Genomic DNA, 15502 nt, shown 5'->3' with positions numbered 1-15502 from the left:
GCTGCGCCCTTTTTGCGTCGGTGTCGCGGGCAAAGTCCTGTGGACAGTATCTGCCCTTGCGGCTACACCGTCCCTCGCTCGCATTTTAAAGGGAAAGTCCGACCACATCATGGCCAGTTTGAACGAAATCCGCTCAACATTTCTCGAGTTTTTTGCACGTAACGGGCATGAGATCGTGGACAGCTCTCCGCTGGTGCCGCGCAATGATCCGACATTGATGTTCACCAATTCGGGCATGGTGCAGTTCAAGAACCTGTTCACAGGCGTCGAGACCCGCGATTACACGCGCGCGACCTCCTCGCAGAAATGCGTGCGCGCAGGCGGTAAACATAATGACCTCGACAATGTCGGTTATACCGCGCGCCACCATACCTTCTTTGAAATGCTGGGGAATTTCAGCTTTGGCGATTACTTCAAGAAAGAAGCGATCCCCTTTGCGTGGGAGTTGATCACCAAAGATTTCGGCATCGATAAATCGCGCCTTCTGGCCACGGTCTATCACACCGATGACGAGGCATTCGAGATATGGAAAAAGCTCGGCGTGCCGGAAGACCGGATCATCCGTATCGCGACCTCGGATAATTTCTGGCAGATGGGGCCAACTGGGCCATGCGGGCCCTGCACCGAGATTTTCTATGACCATGGCGATCATATCTGGGGTGGCCCTCCGGGCTCAGCCGAGGAAGATGGCGACCGTTTCATCGAAATCTGGAACGTTGTTTTCATGCAGAACGAGCAGTTCGAAGATGGCTCGATGCGCGCTTTGGATATGCAATCCATCGATACGGGCATGGGGCTGGAGCGGATCGGCGCGCTTTTGCAAGGCAAGCATGACAATTACGACACCGATTTGATGCGCTCATTGATCGAGGCCTCGGCCCATGCCACAAGCGTCGATCCCGATGGTCCGAAAAACGTGCATCACCGCGTGATTGCCGACCATTTGCGCTCCTGCTCCTTCCTTCTTGCCGATGGTGTGATGCCATCGAATGAAGGCCGCGGTTATGTGCTGCGCCGGATCATGCGCCGCGCGATGCGCCATGCGCATTTGCTTGGCGCGAAAGACCCGCTTATGCATCGCCTTGTGCCCGCGTTGGTCAGCCAGATGGGGCAGGCCTATCCCGAGCTTGGTCAGGCGCAGCCCTTGATCACCGAGACTTTGCGTCTTGAGGAAGAGCGCTTCCGCACCACGCTGGATCGCGGGTTGAAGCTGTTGGATGATGAATTGTCCAACCTCCCCGAGGCGGCGGAATTGCCCGGCGCGACCGCGTTCAAGCTTTATGACACTTTCGGCTTCCCGCTGGATCTGACGCAGGACGCTTTGCGCGAAAAGGGCCGCACGGTAGATACCGAGGGCTTTGATGCGGCCATGGAAGAGCAGAAGGCCAAGGCGCGTGCGGCGTGGTCTGGCTCGGGCGAGGCTGCGGATGCCACGATCTGGTATGATATTGCCGATAAGCAGGGTGTAACCGAATTCTTGGGCTATGACACCGAGAAGGCCGAGGGGCAGGTCTTGGCGCTTGTCTCTGAGGGGGCCGAAGTGGAGGCCGCCAGCACAGGCCAGCAGGTCTCGATCGTGGTGAACCAAACGCCGTTTTATGCGGAATCGGGGGGGCAGGTTGGCGATACGGGCCTGATCCGCACCGAGACGGGCCTCGCGCGGATCAGTGACACCAAAAAGATTGCGGGTGTCTTCCTGCATATTGCCGAAGTCACAGAAGGCGAGATCGCCCTTGGCCAAGCGGCCGAGCTGGAGGTGGAGCATACGCGCCGCACCAATATTCGCGCCAACCATTCCGCTACGCATTTGTTGCATGAAGCCTTGCGCCGCGCGCTCGGGGATCATGTGGCGCAGCGCGGCTCGCTCAATGCAGCCGATCGTTTGCGCTTTGATTTCAGCCATTCCAAAGCCTTGGAGCCTGCGGAATTGGCCAAGGTCGAGGCGGAAGTGAATACCTTCATCCGCCAGAACGCTGCGGTTGAGACGCGCATCATGACACCTGATGCTGCACGCGAATTGGGTGCTCAGGCCTTGTTCGGCGAGAAATACGGCGATGAGGTTCGCGTTGTGTCGATGGGGATGCTGGATGGCTCGGGCAAGGGCAGCGATGGCCAGACCTATTCGCTGGAGCTCTGCGGAGGCACCCATGTGCGCCAGACGGGCGATATCGGGCTGTTCGTGGCGCTTGGTGACAGTGCGTCCTCCTCAGGGGTGCGTCGGATCGAGGCGCTGACGGGTGAGGCGGCGTTTGACTATCTCGCGGCGCAAGACCGCAAAATTGGCGAAGTGGCAGGCATGCTTAAAGCGCCGAGCGCTGAGGTGGTGGAGCGCGTCAAAGCACTCATGGATGAGCGCCGCGCGCTGCAAAACGAAGTGGCGCAATTGCGCAAACAGGTTGCGATGTCGGGCGGGGCCAAGGCGGATGCGCCTGCCGCGCGGGATGTGGGCGGCGTGCCCTTCTTGTCGCAGGTCTTGCAAGGCGTGACTGGCAAGGACCTGCCTGGATTGATTGATGCGCATAAGGCGCAGATCGGATCGGGCGCGGTTTTGCTGATCGCGGATGCGGATGGCAAAGTGGCCGTGGCGGCGGGCGTGACCGAGGATATGACGGCCAAGGTTTCGGCGGTTGATCTGGTCAAGGCGGCTGTTGTCGAATTGGGCGGCAAGGGCGGCGGAGGTCGTGCGGATATGGCCCAAGGCGGGGCCAAGGATGCTGCCAATGCCGAGGCCGCAGTTGCGGCTGCAGAAGCTGTGATCAAGGGAGAATAAGATGCCGAAAGCCTATTGGGTGGCCCATGTCACCGTGACGGATGAAGAGGCCTATGGCCGCTATGCAGCGCTGGCCACCAAGGCAATTGCGGCCCATGGCGGTGAGTTTCTGGCGCGCGGCGGCCGCGCCATCCAGAAAGAGGGCCGCGCGCATCCACGCAATGTGATCTCGATTTTTCCGAGCCTTGAGGCCGCCGAGGCCTGCTATGAGAGCGCAGAATATCAAGAGGCCTTGAGCCATGCGCAGGGGGCATCGGAGCGTGATCTGGTGCTGATCGAAGCCTTGGAATGAAAAAAGCGGGCCTTGCGGCCCGCTGCCTCCGGCGGAGGTATTTTTGAAACAAAGAAATGGGGCGGGCCGCGCGGGCACCGCCCCGTTTTATTTGGCGGCGAGGGCTTTTTGCAGGTTCTCGTCGATCTTTTCGAGAAAGCCGATGGTTGTGAGCCATTTCTGATCTGGCCCGACCAGCAGAGCGAGGTCTTTGGTCATATCGCCTGCCTCAACGGTCTCGACGATGACGCGTTCCAAGGTCTCGGCGAAATCCTTCAACTCGGTATTGTTATCAAGCTTGGCGCGGTGTTTCAGCCCACCCGTCCATGCAAAGATAGAGGCGATGGAATTGGTCGAGGTCTGTTCGCCCTTTTGGTGCTGGCGGTAATGGCGGGTGACGGTGCCATGAGCGGCCTCGGATTCCACGATCTTTCCATCAGGTGTCATCAGGATTGAGGTCATCAGGCCGAGCGAGCCGAAGCCTTGGGCCACGATATCGGATTGCACATCGCCGTCATAGTTTTTGCAGGCCCAGACATAGCCGCCTGACCATTTCAGCGCCGAGGCCACCATATCATCGATCAGGCGGTGTTCGTACCAGATGCCCGCTTCCTCGAATTTCTCTTTGAATTCCGCCTCGAAAACCTCCTCGAAGATATCCTTGAAGCGGCCGTCATAGGCTTTGAGAATAGTGTTTTTGGTTGAGAGATAGACGGGCCAGCCCAAATTCAGGCCGTAATTGAGCGAGGCGCGGGCGAAGTCATAGATGGATTTATCCAAGTTGAACATCGCCATGGTGACGCCCGCATCGGGGGCATCGAAGACTTCTTTTTCGATTATTGTGCCGTCTTCACCTTCATATTTCAGCGTGATTTTGCCCGCGGCGGGGAAGGTGAAATCGGTGGCGCGATATTGATCGCCATAGGCATGGCGGCCGACCACGATGGGTTTGGTCCAGCCCGGCACAAGGCGGGGGACGTTTTGGCAGATAATAGGTTGGCGGAAAATTACGCCGCCCAGAATATTGCGAATGGTGCCATTGGGACTGCGATACATCCGCTTGAGACCGAATTCCTCGACGCGGGCCTCATCAGGGGTGATCGTTGCGCATTTGACGGCAACGCCGACCTCTTTGGTCTTTTCGGCCGCATCAATCGTGATCTGGTCATCGGTGCGATCGCGTTCCTCGATGCCGAGATCATAATAGAGCAGATCGATATCAAGATAGGGCAGGATCAGCTTTTGCTTGATGAAATCCCAGATAATGCGGGTCATCTCATCGCCATCCATCTCGACGATGGGGTTTGCGACCTTGATTTTGCTCATGGGGGAGGCCCTCCGGCATAGGGGTGTATCTGCCCTGTCTCTAGCGCAGACGGGGCATCAAATAAAGTGGTATACGATTGTATACTGAATCTTTTCTAGCAGATTTTCGCAAAACCTGCGCGGGGCGGTTATTGCGCTTCGGTTTGACCCGCTTGCTTGGCCAATGCCGCTTTTTTGATCTTGTCATGCAGCAATTTACGCGCGCGCTGCTCGGAGAGGCGGACGCGCACGGCAGTGCGGAAGGCCTCCTCGGTGGTGGTTGAGGAGGCCCCGATGCTTTGCGCGATCTCCTCGATCAAGCGGTCATCGCCGATTTCTTGTGCGGCCTTGATGGTCTCGATGGCCAGTTTATCGGCGATTTCTTCGGCGATGGTGGGCATCTGGGATTACCGTGTGTTTTCCGTGAGGCGGCGGCGCACATAGGTTTGAACGCTGTCGATCATCGGATCCATATTGGGATCCTCGAAGAAATGGCCCGCACCTTCCATCTCCTGATGGGTGATGGTGATGCCTTTTTGCTCGTGCAATTTATCGACGAGAATGCGGGTATCTTGCGGCTTGGCCACGCGGTCATTGGTGCCATTGATGATCAAACCCGATGCGGGGCAGGGCGCGAGGAAGCTGAAATCATACATATTCGCGGGCGGTGCGACCGAGATGAAGCCCGTGATCTCGGGGCGGCGCATCAAAAGCTGCATCCCGATCCACGCGCCAAAGCTGAACCCCGCAACCCAGCAATGCTTGGAATTGGGGTTCATGGCTTGCAGATAATCCAGCGAGGAGGCTGCATCGCTTAACTCGCCAATGCCTTGGTCATATTCGCCTTGGCTGCGCCCCACGCCACGGAAATTGAAGCGCAGAACCGTAAAGCCCATATTATGGAATGCGTAATGCAGGTTATAGACCACGCGGTTATTCATAGTGCCGCCGAATTGCGGATGCGGGTGCAGGATGATCGCGATTGGCGCGTCCTTGGCCTTTTGCGGGTGATAACGGCCCTCAAGCCGTCCTTCTGGACCGGGATAAATGACCTCGGGCATCGTGCCTCCTCTGGTGGCGGGGCCGCATGTCAAATGCTTGACGGGAGGCGGCACCCTACCTAGAACAATTCTAAATCCCGCAGAGCGCTTCTGCAGGGGGTTGAACGCAGTTAAGCTTGCTTGGCTCAAAGGTCAATCATGCGGCACGGGAAAGCGGCATCATGCGAGGGAATTTCCAATGAAATTGAGCACCAAGGGACGCTATGCGATGGTCGCGCTCTCTGATCTCGCGCTGCAAACACCTGATGAGTTGGTCTCGCTCTCGGATATTTCCAAGCGGCAGGATATCTCCTTGCCCTATCTGGAGCAGCTTTTCGTCAAGCTGCGCCGCGCGGGTTTGGTAGAATCCGTGCGGGGCCCGGGCGGGGGCTACCGTTTGGCGCGGCCTGCAACGGATATCCGCGTTTTCGATATTTTCAGCGCGGTCGAGGAAACCGTCAGCGCAATGCATACGGGCGCGGGGGCCTCTGGCGGGGTGTCGGGCAGCCGTGCGCAAAGCATGACCAATCGCCTTTGGGAGGGTTTGAGTGCGCATGTCTATGTGTTCTTGCACCAGACGCGCCTGTCGGATGTGATCCGCAATGAACTGACACCATGCCCTGCGGTGCCGAATTTGTTCACCGTGGTAGATGGCGCGTGAGCTTTGGCCGCCTCGCCATTGTATTTACAGGATAAAGCCGCATGAAACGGGTCTATCTGGACCATAATGCCACCATGCCCTTACGGGCCGAGGCGCGCGAGTCGATGCTTGGCGCGATGGATGTTGTTGGCAATCCCTCCTCGGTCCATGCCGAAGGGCGCGCGGCCAAGACCTTGCTGGAAAAGGCACGTTCGCAATTGGCCGAGGCCATTGGCGCGCAGGCGGCTGATATTGTCTTTGTATCGGGCTCGACCGAGGCGGCGGCGCTGGCCATGGCGGGCCGTGGGCTGGCCTGCAGCGCAATCGAGCATGATGCTGTGCGGGCTTGGGGGGCAGATACGCTGCCTTGCGATGCAAATGGTTTGGTCGAGATCGCTGACCCCACCACCAGCGCGCTGCAATTTGCCAATTCCGAGACAGGCGTCATCCAAACCCTGCCCGAAGGCTTGGCCGTGTCCGATTGGACCCAAGGCTTTGGCAAGCTGCCCTTGGCCTTTGATTGGTCGGGCGTGGAGATGGCCTTTGTTTCGGCCCATAAAATTGGCGGCCCAAAGGGAATCGGGGCGCTGATTTTGAAGCGCGGATTGGATTTGGAGGCGCAGATTCGGGGGGGCGGCCAAGAAATGGGGCGGCGCTCGGGAACAGAGAACCTGATTGGCATTGCTGGATTTGGTGGTGCGGCGGCAGCAGTCACACAAGATATTGAAATTGGGCTGTGGTCGCAAGTTGAAAAACTTAGAAATATTCTAGAAAAGGCTCTGGAACCTCGCGCAAATAAGACTATTTTTGTCGGGAAAGAAGTTTCGCGGCTTCCCAATACCAGTTTGATGGTCACACCAGGCTGGAAGGGCGAGACGCAGGTGATGCAAATGGACTTGGCGGGCTTTGCCGTTTCGGCGGGGTCGGCCTGTTCCAGCGGCAAGGTGGCGGCCAGCTCGGTTTTGCGCGCGATGGGGTTCTCTGCGGAGGATGCAGGATGCGCAATCAGGGTGTCGCTCGGGCCGCAGACGTCTGAGGAAGACGTTTTGCGCTTTGCCGAGGGGTGGCTTGCCGCTCATGACAGATGGCGCGCACGCGCTACATAGACAAGAACGGGCGCGCCATATTGGCCAGCGCTCAAACGAGAAGAGGAGAGGCCCATGACCGCACTTGATAGTGATGTCCGCGATGGCGTTGATCGCGAAACGGTGGAAACCGTCAAGGCCGTGGGTGGTGCGTATAAATACGGCTGGTCCACCGATATCGAAATGGAATTCGCGCCCAAAGGTGTGAATGAGGATATCGTCAAACTGATCTCGGAAAAGAACAACGAGCCACAATGGATGCTGGATTGGCGTCTGCAGGCGTTCAAACGCTGGAAGCAGATGGCCGAGCCCGATTGGGCGATGGTCGATTACCCCAAGATCGATTACCAAGACCAGTATTACTACGCCAAACCCAAAAGCATGACCGAGAAGCCCAAAAGCCTCGATGATGTCGATCCTGCGTTGATTGCGACCTATGAAAAACTGGGTATCCCGCTGAAAGAGCAGATGATTTTGGCAGGTGTCGAAGGGGCAGACCAAATGCCCGCCGAGGGCCGCAAGGTCGCGGTTGATGCGGTGTTTGACAGTGTCTCTGTGGGCACGACATTCAAGGCCGAGCTTGAGAAAGAAGGCGTGATCTTCTGCTCGATCTCGGAGGCGATCCAGAACCATCCTGAATTGGTGAAGAAATATCTCGGCTCGGTCGTACCGATCACGGATAACTTCTTTGCCACGCTGAATTCGGCGGTCTTCTCGGATGGTTCCTTCGTCTATGTGCCACCCGGTGTGCGCTGCCCGATGGAATTGAGCACCTATTTCCGGATCAATGCCGAGAATACGGGTCAGTTTGAACGCACGCTGATCATTGCGGATAAAGAAAGCTATGTCTCCTATCTTGAGGGCTGCACGGCCCCCATGCGCGACACCACCCAGCTTCATGCGGCGGTTGTTGAGCTGGTGCTGCTGGATGATGCCGAGATCAAATATTCCACCGTCCAGAACTGGTATCCGGGCGATGAGAATGGCAAGGGCGGCATCTATAACTTCGTGACCAAGCGCGCCGATTGCCGTGGTAACCGCTCCAAAGTGATGTGGACGCAGGTGGAAACAGGCTCGGCCATCACGTGGAAATACCCCTCTTGCATTCTGCGCGGCGATGATAGCCAAGGCGAGTTCTACTCGATTGCCATCGCCAATAACGCGCAGCAGGCCGATACGGGCACCAAGATGATCCATCTGGGCAAGAACACCAAAAGCCGGATCGTCTCCAAGGGGATCAGCGCGGGCCGTGCGCAAAACACCTATCGTGGCCTTGTGACGATGCATCCCAAGGCCAAAAATGCGCGCAATTACACGCAATGTGACAGCTTGCTCATCGGCGATAAATGCGGCGCGCATACGGTGCCTTATATCGAGGTCAAGAATAACTCCTCTCGCGTGGAGCATGAGGCGACCACCTCCAAGGTGGATGATGATCAATTGTTCTATTGCCGCCAGCGCGGCATGGATGAGGAAGAGGCCGTGGCGCTTGTCGTGAACGGGTTCTGTCGTGATGTGCTTCAGGCGCTGCCGATGGAATTTGCGATGGAAGCGCAACAGCTTGTGGCGATCAGTCTTGAGGGGAGCGTGGGCTAAGATGGATTGGAAGTTCTGGTTAACGGCGGCGGAGCCACGGATGCGCTATGCGCTTTTGGTGGCGCTTGGTGTGGTGATCATGATGGCCTTCACCTATCCGATCTGGCATCCGGGCGGACCGGGCATGGCCGCCTTTGCGGCTGTGGCGGCGATTGTGATCAGCCATGTCTCGGCCAAAATGATTATGAAGCGCTAAGCCGATGATCGTGACCACCACCCCAACGGTCGAAGGCCGCCCGATCAGCGCCTATCACGGCATTGTCGTGGGCGAGGCGATCTTGGGGGCCAATGTGTTTCGTGACCTGTTTGCTGGCATCACCGATATTATCGGTGGCCGCTCGGGCGCCTATGAGGAAGAGCTTGGCCGCGCCCGCGCGACAGCCCTTGCCGAGATGGAAGACCGCGCCCGCGAGATCGGCGGCAATGCGGTGGTCGGCGTCGATCTCGATTATGAAGTGATTAACAATATGATGATGGTCAGTGCATCCGGCACGGCTGTTACACTGGCTTAACGCGCGCCTGAATGGCTGCGCTGGATGGAGAGAAAAATGCTGGAAATCAACAACCTGCACGTCAAACTTGAAGATGAGGACAAGCAGATCCTCAAAGGCGTAGACCTCAAGATCGAGGCAGGCTCGGTTCATGCGATCATGGGGCCGAACGGCTCGGGCAAATCCACGCTCTCCTATGTTCTGTCTGGCAAGGATGGCTATGAGGTCACCGATGGGGCCGCGAGCCTTCTGGGGGAAGACCTGCTGGATATGGAGCCTGAAGAGCGCGCGGCTGCGGGCGTTTTCCTTGCCTTTCAATACCCTGTCGAAATTCCTGGTGTTGGGAATATGACCTTCCTGCGCACGGCGGTAAATTCGCAGCGCAAAGCGCGCGGCGAGGAAGAGCTCAGCGCCGCCGATTTCCTCAAGGAAGTGCGCGCCAAGGCCAAAACGCTCAAGATCGACGCGGATATGCTCAAGCGTCCTGTCAATGTCGGCTTCTCGGGTGGTGAGAAAAAGCGCAATGAAATCCTACAGATGGCCATGCTCGAGCCGAAGATGTGCATTCTGGACGAGACGGATTCAGGCCTTGATGTCGATGCGATGAAGCTGGTCTCGGAAGGCGTGAATGCGCTGCGCGATGCGGGCCGCAGCTTCTTGGTGATCACGCATTACCAGCGTTTGCTCGACCATATCAAACCCGATGTTGTGCATATCATGGCCAATGGCCGGATCATCAAAACCGGTGGCCCAGAACTGGCGCTTGAAGTTGAAAACAACGGCTATGCGGATCTGCTGGCGGAGGTGGAATAATGGCCCTGCCGCAGAGCAAGACCGACCTGACCGAAGACCGTCTGGCAGGTCTGACCCTGCCTGAGGGCGCGGGTTGGGCCAATGAGGCGCGCGTCGATGCGCTGTCGCGCCTGCGTGCCATGGGGCTGCCCACGGGGCGTGACGAGTATTGGAAATACACCGATCCCTCCTCGTTGACGCAGGTAACTCCCACCAAGGCGGCCATTTTCGACGATTCCGACGAAGCGCCTTTGTTCAAGGGCATTGAGCGGCTGAAGATCGTCTTTGTGGATGGTGTGTTTGACGCGGATCTATCCAGCGATCTGGCAATGGAGGGGGTTGAGATCGACTTGCTCGGCGATGCGCTCTCCAAGGATATCCACTGGGCGCGCGAGGCCTATGGCACGCTTGAAACCCGTGGGCAGGACCCTGTGGTGCGGCCCTTGGCGGCGCTGAACACGGCCTATGCCGCCCAAGGCGTTGTGATCCGCGCGACCGCCAAAGTATCGCGCCCGATCAATCTGATCTATCTGCATCAATCCGAGACCTCGGATGCGATCATGCATCATCTGGTCAAGGTCGAAGAGGGCGCCGAGGTCACCATTCTGGAGCATGGCCCCGCCGCTGCGCGCTTCAATAAATGCATGGAGGTCGAGGTTGCCAAAGGGGGTAGCTTCCACCATCTGCGCGCCCAAGGCCGCGACCATGAACGCCGCGCCGCGACCCATATTTTCGCGCGCATTGCCGAGGATGCGACCTATAAATCCTTCACCCTGACCGCCAATGGTGTGATGACGCGCAATGAGCATGTCATTGAAATCATTGGAGATCGCGCCAAGGCCCATGTGGCAGGTGCGGCTATGGGTGATGGGGCTTATGGCAAGTTCCACCATGATGACACGGTCTTTGTCACCCATGACGCGGTGGATTGCGAAAGCCGTCAGGTGTTCAAAAAGGTGCTGCGCAACGGGGCTGTTGGCGTGTTCCAAGGCAAGATCCTGGTCAAGCCGGACGCACAAAAGACCGATGGCTATCAAATCTCTCAGGCGCTTTTGCTGGATGATGATTCCACCTTCCAAGCCAAGCCCGAGCTTGAGATCTATGCCGATGATGTGAAATGCAGCCACGGCTCGACCACGGGCGCGATTGACGAAGATGCCTTGTTTTATCTCTGCTCGCGCGGTGTGCCGCGTAAGGAGGCGACCGATCTTTTGGTGCTCTCCTTCTTGGCCGAGGCCATCGACGAGATCGAGGATGAAACCCTGCGTGAGGATATCTTGAGCCGGCTTGAGCATTGGCTCGCACGTCGGCGCGGGTAGGGCGCGATGTCGGTCACGCGTGATATCGTGCAAAGCTGGCGCCGCCCTCGGGTTGTGATCCGGCGCTTGCTGTCCATGGGCCGCCGCGAGGATCGCGCCTTGATGTTCCTGTTGGTTGCTTGCGGGCTGATCTTCGTAGCCCAATGGCCGCGTCTGTCGCGTGAGGCGTTTCTGGATCCGAGCGTGCCGCTTGAGGCGCGCCTTTCGATCACCTTTTTCGCCATGCTGATGGTCTGGCCGATCCTGCTTTATCTGTTGGCAGGGCTGTCGCATCTGATGGCGCGCGGGTTTGGCGGCAAAGGCACATGGTATTCCTCGCGGCTGGCGTTGTTTTGGGCGCTGCTGGCCTCCTCGCCTGCATGGTTGCTTTATGGCTTGATGACAGGCTTTATCGGCGACAGCGCAGGCGTGCAGATGGTGGGTTTGTTGGTTTTGGGTGCGTTTCTGGGCATGTGGATCTTGGGTTTGATCGAGGCGGAGAGCGCGCCCGAGGCAGGTGTGGAATGATCCAGATTGATCCGACCAATCTGCGCAGCCTGATCCTTGCGGCCCGTGACACGCTGACCGCGCCCCGCCAAGGCGCGCGTGCGGCGCTTTCACTGGATTTGCCGCGCAACGCGCTCTGGCTTCTGTTCGCGATTGTGGTGGTGGTCTCAATGGTGCTGGCCCAAGCCGTCACCTTGCTGATGCCGATACCCGAAGGCCTGACCTCTGAAGAGGCCTCGCTTTTGTTCAGCCCCGTGGCGCTTGGTCTGGTTCAGGCCATGCTGCTGTTTCTGGTGACCCATGGCATCGACAAGATCGGGCGAATTTTCGGCGGGCAGGGCAGTTTTGACGGCGCATTGGCCGTGATGATCTGGCTGCAATTCATCTTTATCTGCCTGCAGGTCATCCAGCTTGTTTTTATCATAATCATGTTGCCTGCCATCGCCGATATCATCGGTATCTTGGCCTTTGCCCTGTTCTTCTGGCTCTTGGCGAATTTCATCGCGGAATTGCATGGCTTTCAATCGATAGGGCAGGTTTTTGTGATGATCATTGTGACATTGATCGCGCTTGCTTTCGCCCTAACTCTGGTCTTCACGATCCTTGGCATCGGCTTTGGTGTAAACTGATCCAATGAGGGGTAATATGTTCGATTTAGACAATATTAGAGCCGATTTTCCGATTTTATCGCGTGAAGTGAACGGAAAACCGTTAGTCTATTTGGATAATGGTGCCTCGGCGCAGAAGCCCCAAGTGGTGATTGATGCGATCAAACAGGCCTATTCGATGGAATATTCCAATGTGCATCGCGGCCTGCATTACCTCAGCAATCTTGCGACCGATAAATATGAAGGCGTGCGCGGTATCATCGCCAAATTCTTGGGCGTGAAAGACGAAGAAGAGATCGTGTTCACCTCCGGCACGACCGAGGCGATCAATCTAGTCTCTTATGGATGGGCCGCGCCGCGCATGCAGGCGGGCGATGAGATCATCCTGAGCATTGCCGAGCATCACGCCAATATCGTGCCATGGCATTTCCTGCGCGAGCGGCAGGGGGTGAAGCTGGTCTGGGTCAATGTGGATGCCAATGGCGATCTCGATCCCCAAGCGATGCTGGATGCGATCACCCCGCGCACCAAACTGATCGCGATGAGCCATATGTCAAACGTGCTTGGCACGGTGTTTGACGTCAAAACGGTGATTGACGGCGCGAAAGCACGCGGTGTGCCTGTGCTGGTTGATGGCTCGCAAGCGGCGGTGCATATGCCGCTTGATCTTGCGGAGCTCGGGGCCGATTTCTACGCGATCACGGGGCATAAGCTGTACGGGCCTTCGGGATCAGGGGCGATCCATATCACTAAGGAGCGCATGGCCGAGATGCGGCCCTTTATCGGTGGTGGCGATATGATCCGCGATGTGCACCGCGATGAGGTGATCTATAACGACCCGCCGATGAAATTCGAGGCTGGTACGCCAGGCATTGTGCAGCAGATCGGCCTTGGCGTGGCGCTGGAATATATGATGGAGCTGGGGATGGACAATATCGCCGCCCATGAAAAGCAGCTGACCGATTATGCGCGCAGCAAACTGGACGGGCTAAATTGGCTGAGTGTCCAAGGCCAATCTGCCAGCAAAGGTGCGATCTTCTCATTCACGCTGGACGGGGCGGCGCATGCGCATGATATCTCAACGGTGCTTGATAAAAAGGGCGTCGCGGTGCGGGCAGGCCAGCATTGCGCGCAGCCCTTGATGGAGCATATGGGCATCAACGCCACCTGCCGCGCGAGTTTTGGTCTCTATAACACGCAGGCCGAAGTGGATGTGCTGGTCGAGGCGCTTGAGCTATGCCACGAGCTGTTCGCCTAAGGCCAGCTGCTGCGCGCCTTGCTCAATCCTGTCGTCCCATAAGGCGGTCAATCGGGGCGTAATCATCGCTCAGGATGGTCCCGCGTGCCGAGACGAGTTGCGCCACCATGCCATCCGCCAGCGCGCCAAAGCGCATTCTGTCAGGGGCAGGGGCCTCGAAACTGTCGAGATCGGTTGGGGATTGGCCCGCCACCACAACAAATACCATCCGCTGCCGGGGTGCGGGCGGGGCTTGATGGGTCCAGACCTCGACCACGGGAAAGACCCGCTCCATCGTGGCGACAACGCTTGCAACCGCGCCGAGGCGGTCCTCATGGTCAATCACATTCATCATGAAGGTGCCGTCTTCCGTCAGGCGGCTGGCGGCCAGTTCAAAGAATTCCTGCGTGATCAGATGAACGGGCACCACCACATCGGTGAAGGCATCGCCTAGAATGATGTCATAGCGCTCATTCGGGCGGGTCAGAAGGGCGCGGCGGGCATCTTCATGCAGCACGCGGGCGCTTGCGGGATCGAACCAGAAATGATCCTCGGCCATTGCGGTGACCTCAGGGTCGATCTCGGCCACGGTGATCTCGCCTGTGCCCTCGGCCGCAAAGGCGCGCGGCACGGAATAGGAGCCGCCGCCAATATGGAAACTGGTGAAATCAGGCCGCGGGGCACGCAGCCGCGCCAGCCCGTGCAGCATTGCGGTATGCTCGGTAAACATCACTTGGGGCAGGTCGCGCGCGCTGATGCCATGGGCCAGATGATCAATCACCATTAAATGCACGGGGCTGTCGGGATTGGCTGAAAGGTCATCCATGCGCAGGCAGAAATACTGGCTTTCCCGCTCGCACGGATTGGGGCTTGCTAGTGCAAAGCCCGACAGGACCACTGCCAGCAGACCGACCAAGGCTGCCAGCTCCAATCCCTTGCTGCGCGCCAGCCAGAAAAAGCAAAGCCCCGTGGCCACATAAAGCAGGGCCACCACAACCAGCGTCAGCGCCGAGCCGAGCCATGAGATAAAGACAAACCCCGCCAAAAGCACACCCGCAATCGCTCCGATCGCGCCCGAGGCAAACATCGCCCCAAGCGCGGGGCCCGAGCTTTTCTGCGTATCAATCGCGATTTGCGCCAGCACGGGGGCGGGCACACCTGCAAAGAAAGAGGGTAGGAAAAACACCACCATGGTCAGCCCCGTGATCCCCCAGACAGGGCTGCTCAGCAGCGCCAGAACGGGGCCTGCGACCTGCGGCAGGATCAAAACGGCCGCCGCTGTGGTCAGGGCCGCGCCCAACATTGCCCCGCCCGTGCGGCTGAGCGCTTGGGGCGCGGGGCGCGCGGCCAGCCGTCCGCCCCACCAATGCCCTGCGGAAAACCCAGCCAGAACCACCGCGATCACGGCGGTCCATGTATAAAGCGACATGCCCACATGCGGGGCCAGCATGCGGCCCGCCACAATCTCGACCACCAAGGAGGCCGCCGAGATACTGGCTTGTAACCAAACCAAAAGCCAAAGCGGTGTTGCGCGGGTCATATATATCTCGCCTCTCTCATTTCGTCCCAATTGACCCGAGCGGCATATATCACGCAAGCGGAATATATCGGCGCTTTGGGGTAGGCTTCTAACCGATTGCAGAGTGCAAAAAGGGAAGGTATAGCGAGGGCAGGCACCCGTAGCTCAGCTGGATAGAGCGCTGCCCTCCGAAGGCAGAGGCCAGAGGTTCGAATCCTCTCGGGTGCGCCATTTTCAATTCAAAGTTAAGCCATGGCTGAAATCGGTCAGGGATCGCGCCGTGGGCTGTTCATAGCGAAGGCGCGGTGGCGCTATCCTTGGAGGGTCATGCCGCTCAAAAGCG

General features: G+C 58.2%; 16 protein-coding genes and 1 tRNA gene. 13 read left to right on the top strand and 4 right to left on the bottom strand.

The annotated features are described in order from the left end of the window. The first annotated feature begins 109 nt into the window (after positions 1 to 109). Both alaS and ACTYEO_RS10790 read left to right on the top strand, forming a co-directional pair. Positions 110 to 2770 (top strand): alanine--tRNA ligase, encoded by a 2661-nt coding sequence (gene alaS, locus ACTYEO_RS10795; RefSeq protein ID WP_449323753.1) that lies wholly within the window; start codon positions 110 to 112, stop codon positions 2768 to 2770. A gap of 1 nt (position 2771) precedes the next feature. Continuing rightward, a complete protein-coding gene (locus tag ACTYEO_RS10790) occupies positions 2772 to 3062 on the top strand; it encodes a DUF1330 domain-containing protein (protein ID WP_449323752.1) in 291 nt (96 codons plus the stop codon). A gap of 87 nt (positions 3063 to 3149) precedes the next feature. Here ACTYEO_RS10790 and ACTYEO_RS10785 read toward each other — a convergent pair whose 3' ends face one another. The 3 genes from ACTYEO_RS10785 to ACTYEO_RS10775 all read right to left on the bottom strand — a co-directional run bounded on the left by ACTYEO_RS10785 (position 3150) and on the right by ACTYEO_RS10775 (position 5407). Further along, positions 3150 to 4367 carry an NADP-dependent isocitrate dehydrogenase gene (locus ACTYEO_RS10785; RefSeq protein ID WP_449323751.1) on the bottom strand — a complete coding sequence of 406 codons (1218 nt, stop codon included), beginning with the start codon at positions 4365 to 4367 and terminating at the stop codon, positions 3150 to 3152. A 128-nt stretch (positions 4368 to 4495) separates the two neighbouring features. Further along, positions 4496 to 4747, bottom strand: a complete 252-nt coding sequence (locus ACTYEO_RS10780) for a hypothetical protein (RefSeq protein ID WP_449323750.1) — start codon at positions 4745 to 4747, stop codon at positions 4496 to 4498. A gap of 6 nt (positions 4748 to 4753) precedes the next feature. After that, the gene (locus ACTYEO_RS10775; RefSeq protein ID WP_449323749.1) at positions 4754 to 5407 is read right to left on the bottom strand and encodes an alpha/beta hydrolase; all 654 of its coding nucleotides are present in this window, start codon (positions 5405 to 5407) and stop codon (positions 4754 to 4756) included. A 178-nt stretch (positions 5408 to 5585) separates the two neighbouring features. On the opposite strand from ACTYEO_RS10775, the gene iscR reads away from it, so the two are divergent. The 10 genes from iscR to ACTYEO_RS10725 are packed head-to-tail and all read left to right on the top strand — an operon-like array spanning position 5586 to position 13661. Then, positions 5586 to 6047 carry a Fe-S cluster assembly transcriptional regulator IscR gene (gene iscR, locus ACTYEO_RS10770; protein WP_449323748.1) on the top strand — a complete coding sequence of 154 codons (462 nt, stop codon included), beginning with the start codon at positions 5586 to 5588 and terminating at the stop codon, positions 6045 to 6047. 41 nt (positions 6048 to 6088) lie between these two features. Continuing rightward, positions 6089 to 7132, top strand: a complete 1044-nt coding sequence (locus tag ACTYEO_RS10765; RefSeq protein WP_449323747.1) for a cysteine desulfurase family protein — start codon at positions 6089 to 6091, stop codon at positions 7130 to 7132. 54 nt (positions 7133 to 7186) lie between these two features. Continuing rightward, the gene (gene sufB / locus ACTYEO_RS10760) at positions 7187 to 8707 is read left to right on the top strand and encodes a Fe-S cluster assembly protein SufB (protein WP_449323746.1); all 1521 of its coding nucleotides are present in this window, start codon (positions 7187 to 7189) and stop codon (positions 8705 to 8707) included. Position 8708: 1 nt separating this feature from the next. After that, positions 8709 to 8903: a hypothetical protein gene (locus ACTYEO_RS10755; RefSeq protein WP_449323745.1), complete on the top strand. Its 195-nt coding sequence runs from the start codon at positions 8709 to 8711 to the stop codon at positions 8901 to 8903. 4 nt (positions 8904 to 8907) lie between these two features. Further along, positions 8908 to 9219: a heavy metal-binding domain-containing protein gene (locus tag ACTYEO_RS10750; RefSeq protein WP_449323744.1), complete on the top strand. Its 312-nt coding sequence runs from the start codon at positions 8908 to 8910 to the stop codon at positions 9217 to 9219. Between the two features lie 36 nt (positions 9220 to 9255). After that, positions 9256 to 10011 (top strand): Fe-S cluster assembly ATPase SufC, encoded by a 756-nt coding sequence (gene sufC, locus ACTYEO_RS10745; RefSeq protein WP_449323743.1) that lies wholly within the window; start codon positions 9256 to 9258, stop codon positions 10009 to 10011. Then, complete coding sequence (gene sufD, locus ACTYEO_RS10740; RefSeq protein WP_449323742.1) at positions 10011 to 11309, top strand: Fe-S cluster assembly protein SufD; 1299 nt, start codon at positions 10011 to 10013, stop codon at positions 11307 to 11309. The genes sufC and sufD overlap by 1 nt, the downstream gene beginning before the upstream one ends. A 6-nt stretch (positions 11310 to 11315) precedes the next feature. Further along, positions 11316 to 11816 (top strand): YIP1 family protein, encoded by a 501-nt coding sequence (locus tag ACTYEO_RS10735; protein ID WP_449323741.1) that lies wholly within the window; start codon positions 11316 to 11318, stop codon positions 11814 to 11816. Continuing rightward, positions 11813 to 12424, top strand: a complete 612-nt coding sequence (locus tag ACTYEO_RS10730) for a Yip1 family protein (protein WP_449323740.1) — start codon at positions 11813 to 11815, stop codon at positions 12422 to 12424. The genes ACTYEO_RS10735 and ACTYEO_RS10730 overlap by 4 nt, the downstream gene beginning before the upstream one ends. 16 nt (positions 12425 to 12440) lie before the next feature. Next, positions 12441 to 13661: a cysteine desulfurase gene (locus ACTYEO_RS10725; RefSeq protein ID WP_449323739.1), complete on the top strand. Its 1221-nt coding sequence runs from the start codon at positions 12441 to 12443 to the stop codon at positions 13659 to 13661. 22 nt (positions 13662 to 13683) lie between these two features. On the opposite strand, the gene ACTYEO_RS10720 is transcribed toward ACTYEO_RS10725, so the two are convergent. Then, positions 13684 to 15180, bottom strand: coding sequence for a fused MFS/spermidine synthase (locus ACTYEO_RS10720; RefSeq protein ID WP_449323738.1), 1497 nt, complete (start codon positions 15178 to 15180; stop codon positions 13684 to 13686). A 133-nt stretch (positions 15181 to 15313) separates the two neighbouring features. On the opposite strand from ACTYEO_RS10720, the gene ACTYEO_RS10715 reads away from it, so the two are divergent. Continuing rightward, positions 15314 to 15390 (top strand) — tRNA-Arg (locus tag ACTYEO_RS10715). Positions 15391 to 15502: the final 112 nt, after the last annotated feature.

It is taken from the genome of Rhodophyticola sp. SM2404 (assembly GCF_053570515.1).
Note: the sequence above shows the minus strand (reverse complement) of the source record. Positions and strands in the feature narration are given on the sequence as shown.

Coding starts and splice junctions, on each gene's coding strand:
- ACTYEO_RS10790 (WP_449323752.1), top strand. CDS start 2,772: ATGCCGAAAGCCTATTGGGTGGCCCATGTCACCGTGACGGATGAAGAG.
- iscR (WP_449323748.1), top strand. CDS start 5,586: ATGAAATTGAGCACCAAGGGACGCTATGCGATGGTCGCGCTCTCTGAT.
- ACTYEO_RS10735 (WP_449323741.1), top strand. CDS start 11,316: ATGTCGGTCACGCGTGATATCGTGCAAAGCTGGCGCCGCCCTCGGGTT.
- ACTYEO_RS10720 (WP_449323738.1), bottom strand. CDS start 15,180: ATGACCCGCGCAACACCGCTTTGGCTTTTGGTTTGGTTACAAGCCAGT.
- ACTYEO_RS10750 (WP_449323744.1), top strand. CDS start 8,908: ATGATCGTGACCACCACCCCAACGGTCGAAGGCCGCCCGATCAGCGCC.
- ACTYEO_RS10780 (WP_449323750.1), bottom strand. CDS start 4,747: ATGCCCACCATCGCCGAAGAAATCGCCGATAAACTGGCCATCGAGACC.
- alaS (WP_449323753.1), top strand. CDS start 110: ATGGCCAGTTTGAACGAAATCCGCTCAACATTTCTCGAGTTTTTTGCA.
- ACTYEO_RS10725 (WP_449323739.1), top strand. CDS start 12,441: ATGTTCGATTTAGACAATATTAGAGCCGATTTTCCGATTTTATCGCGT.
- sufD (WP_449323742.1), top strand. CDS start 10,011: ATGGCCCTGCCGCAGAGCAAGACCGACCTGACCGAAGACCGTCTGGCA.
- ACTYEO_RS10765 (WP_449323747.1), top strand. CDS start 6,089: ATGAAACGGGTCTATCTGGACCATAATGCCACCATGCCCTTACGGGCC.
- sufC (WP_449323743.1), top strand. CDS start 9,256: ATGCTGGAAATCAACAACCTGCACGTCAAACTTGAAGATGAGGACAAG.
- ACTYEO_RS10755 (WP_449323745.1), top strand. CDS start 8,709: ATGGATTGGAAGTTCTGGTTAACGGCGGCGGAGCCACGGATGCGCTAT.
- sufB (WP_449323746.1), top strand. CDS start 7,187: ATGACCGCACTTGATAGTGATGTCCGCGATGGCGTTGATCGCGAAACG.
- ACTYEO_RS10730 (WP_449323740.1), top strand. CDS start 11,813: ATGATCCAGATTGATCCGACCAATCTGCGCAGCCTGATCCTTGCGGCC.
- ACTYEO_RS10785 (WP_449323751.1), bottom strand. CDS start 4,367: ATGAGCAAAATCAAGGTCGCAAACCCCATCGTCGAGATGGATGGCGAT.
- ACTYEO_RS10775 (WP_449323749.1), bottom strand. CDS start 5,407: ATGCCCGAGGTCATTTATCCCGGTCCAGAAGGACGGCTTGAGGGCCGT.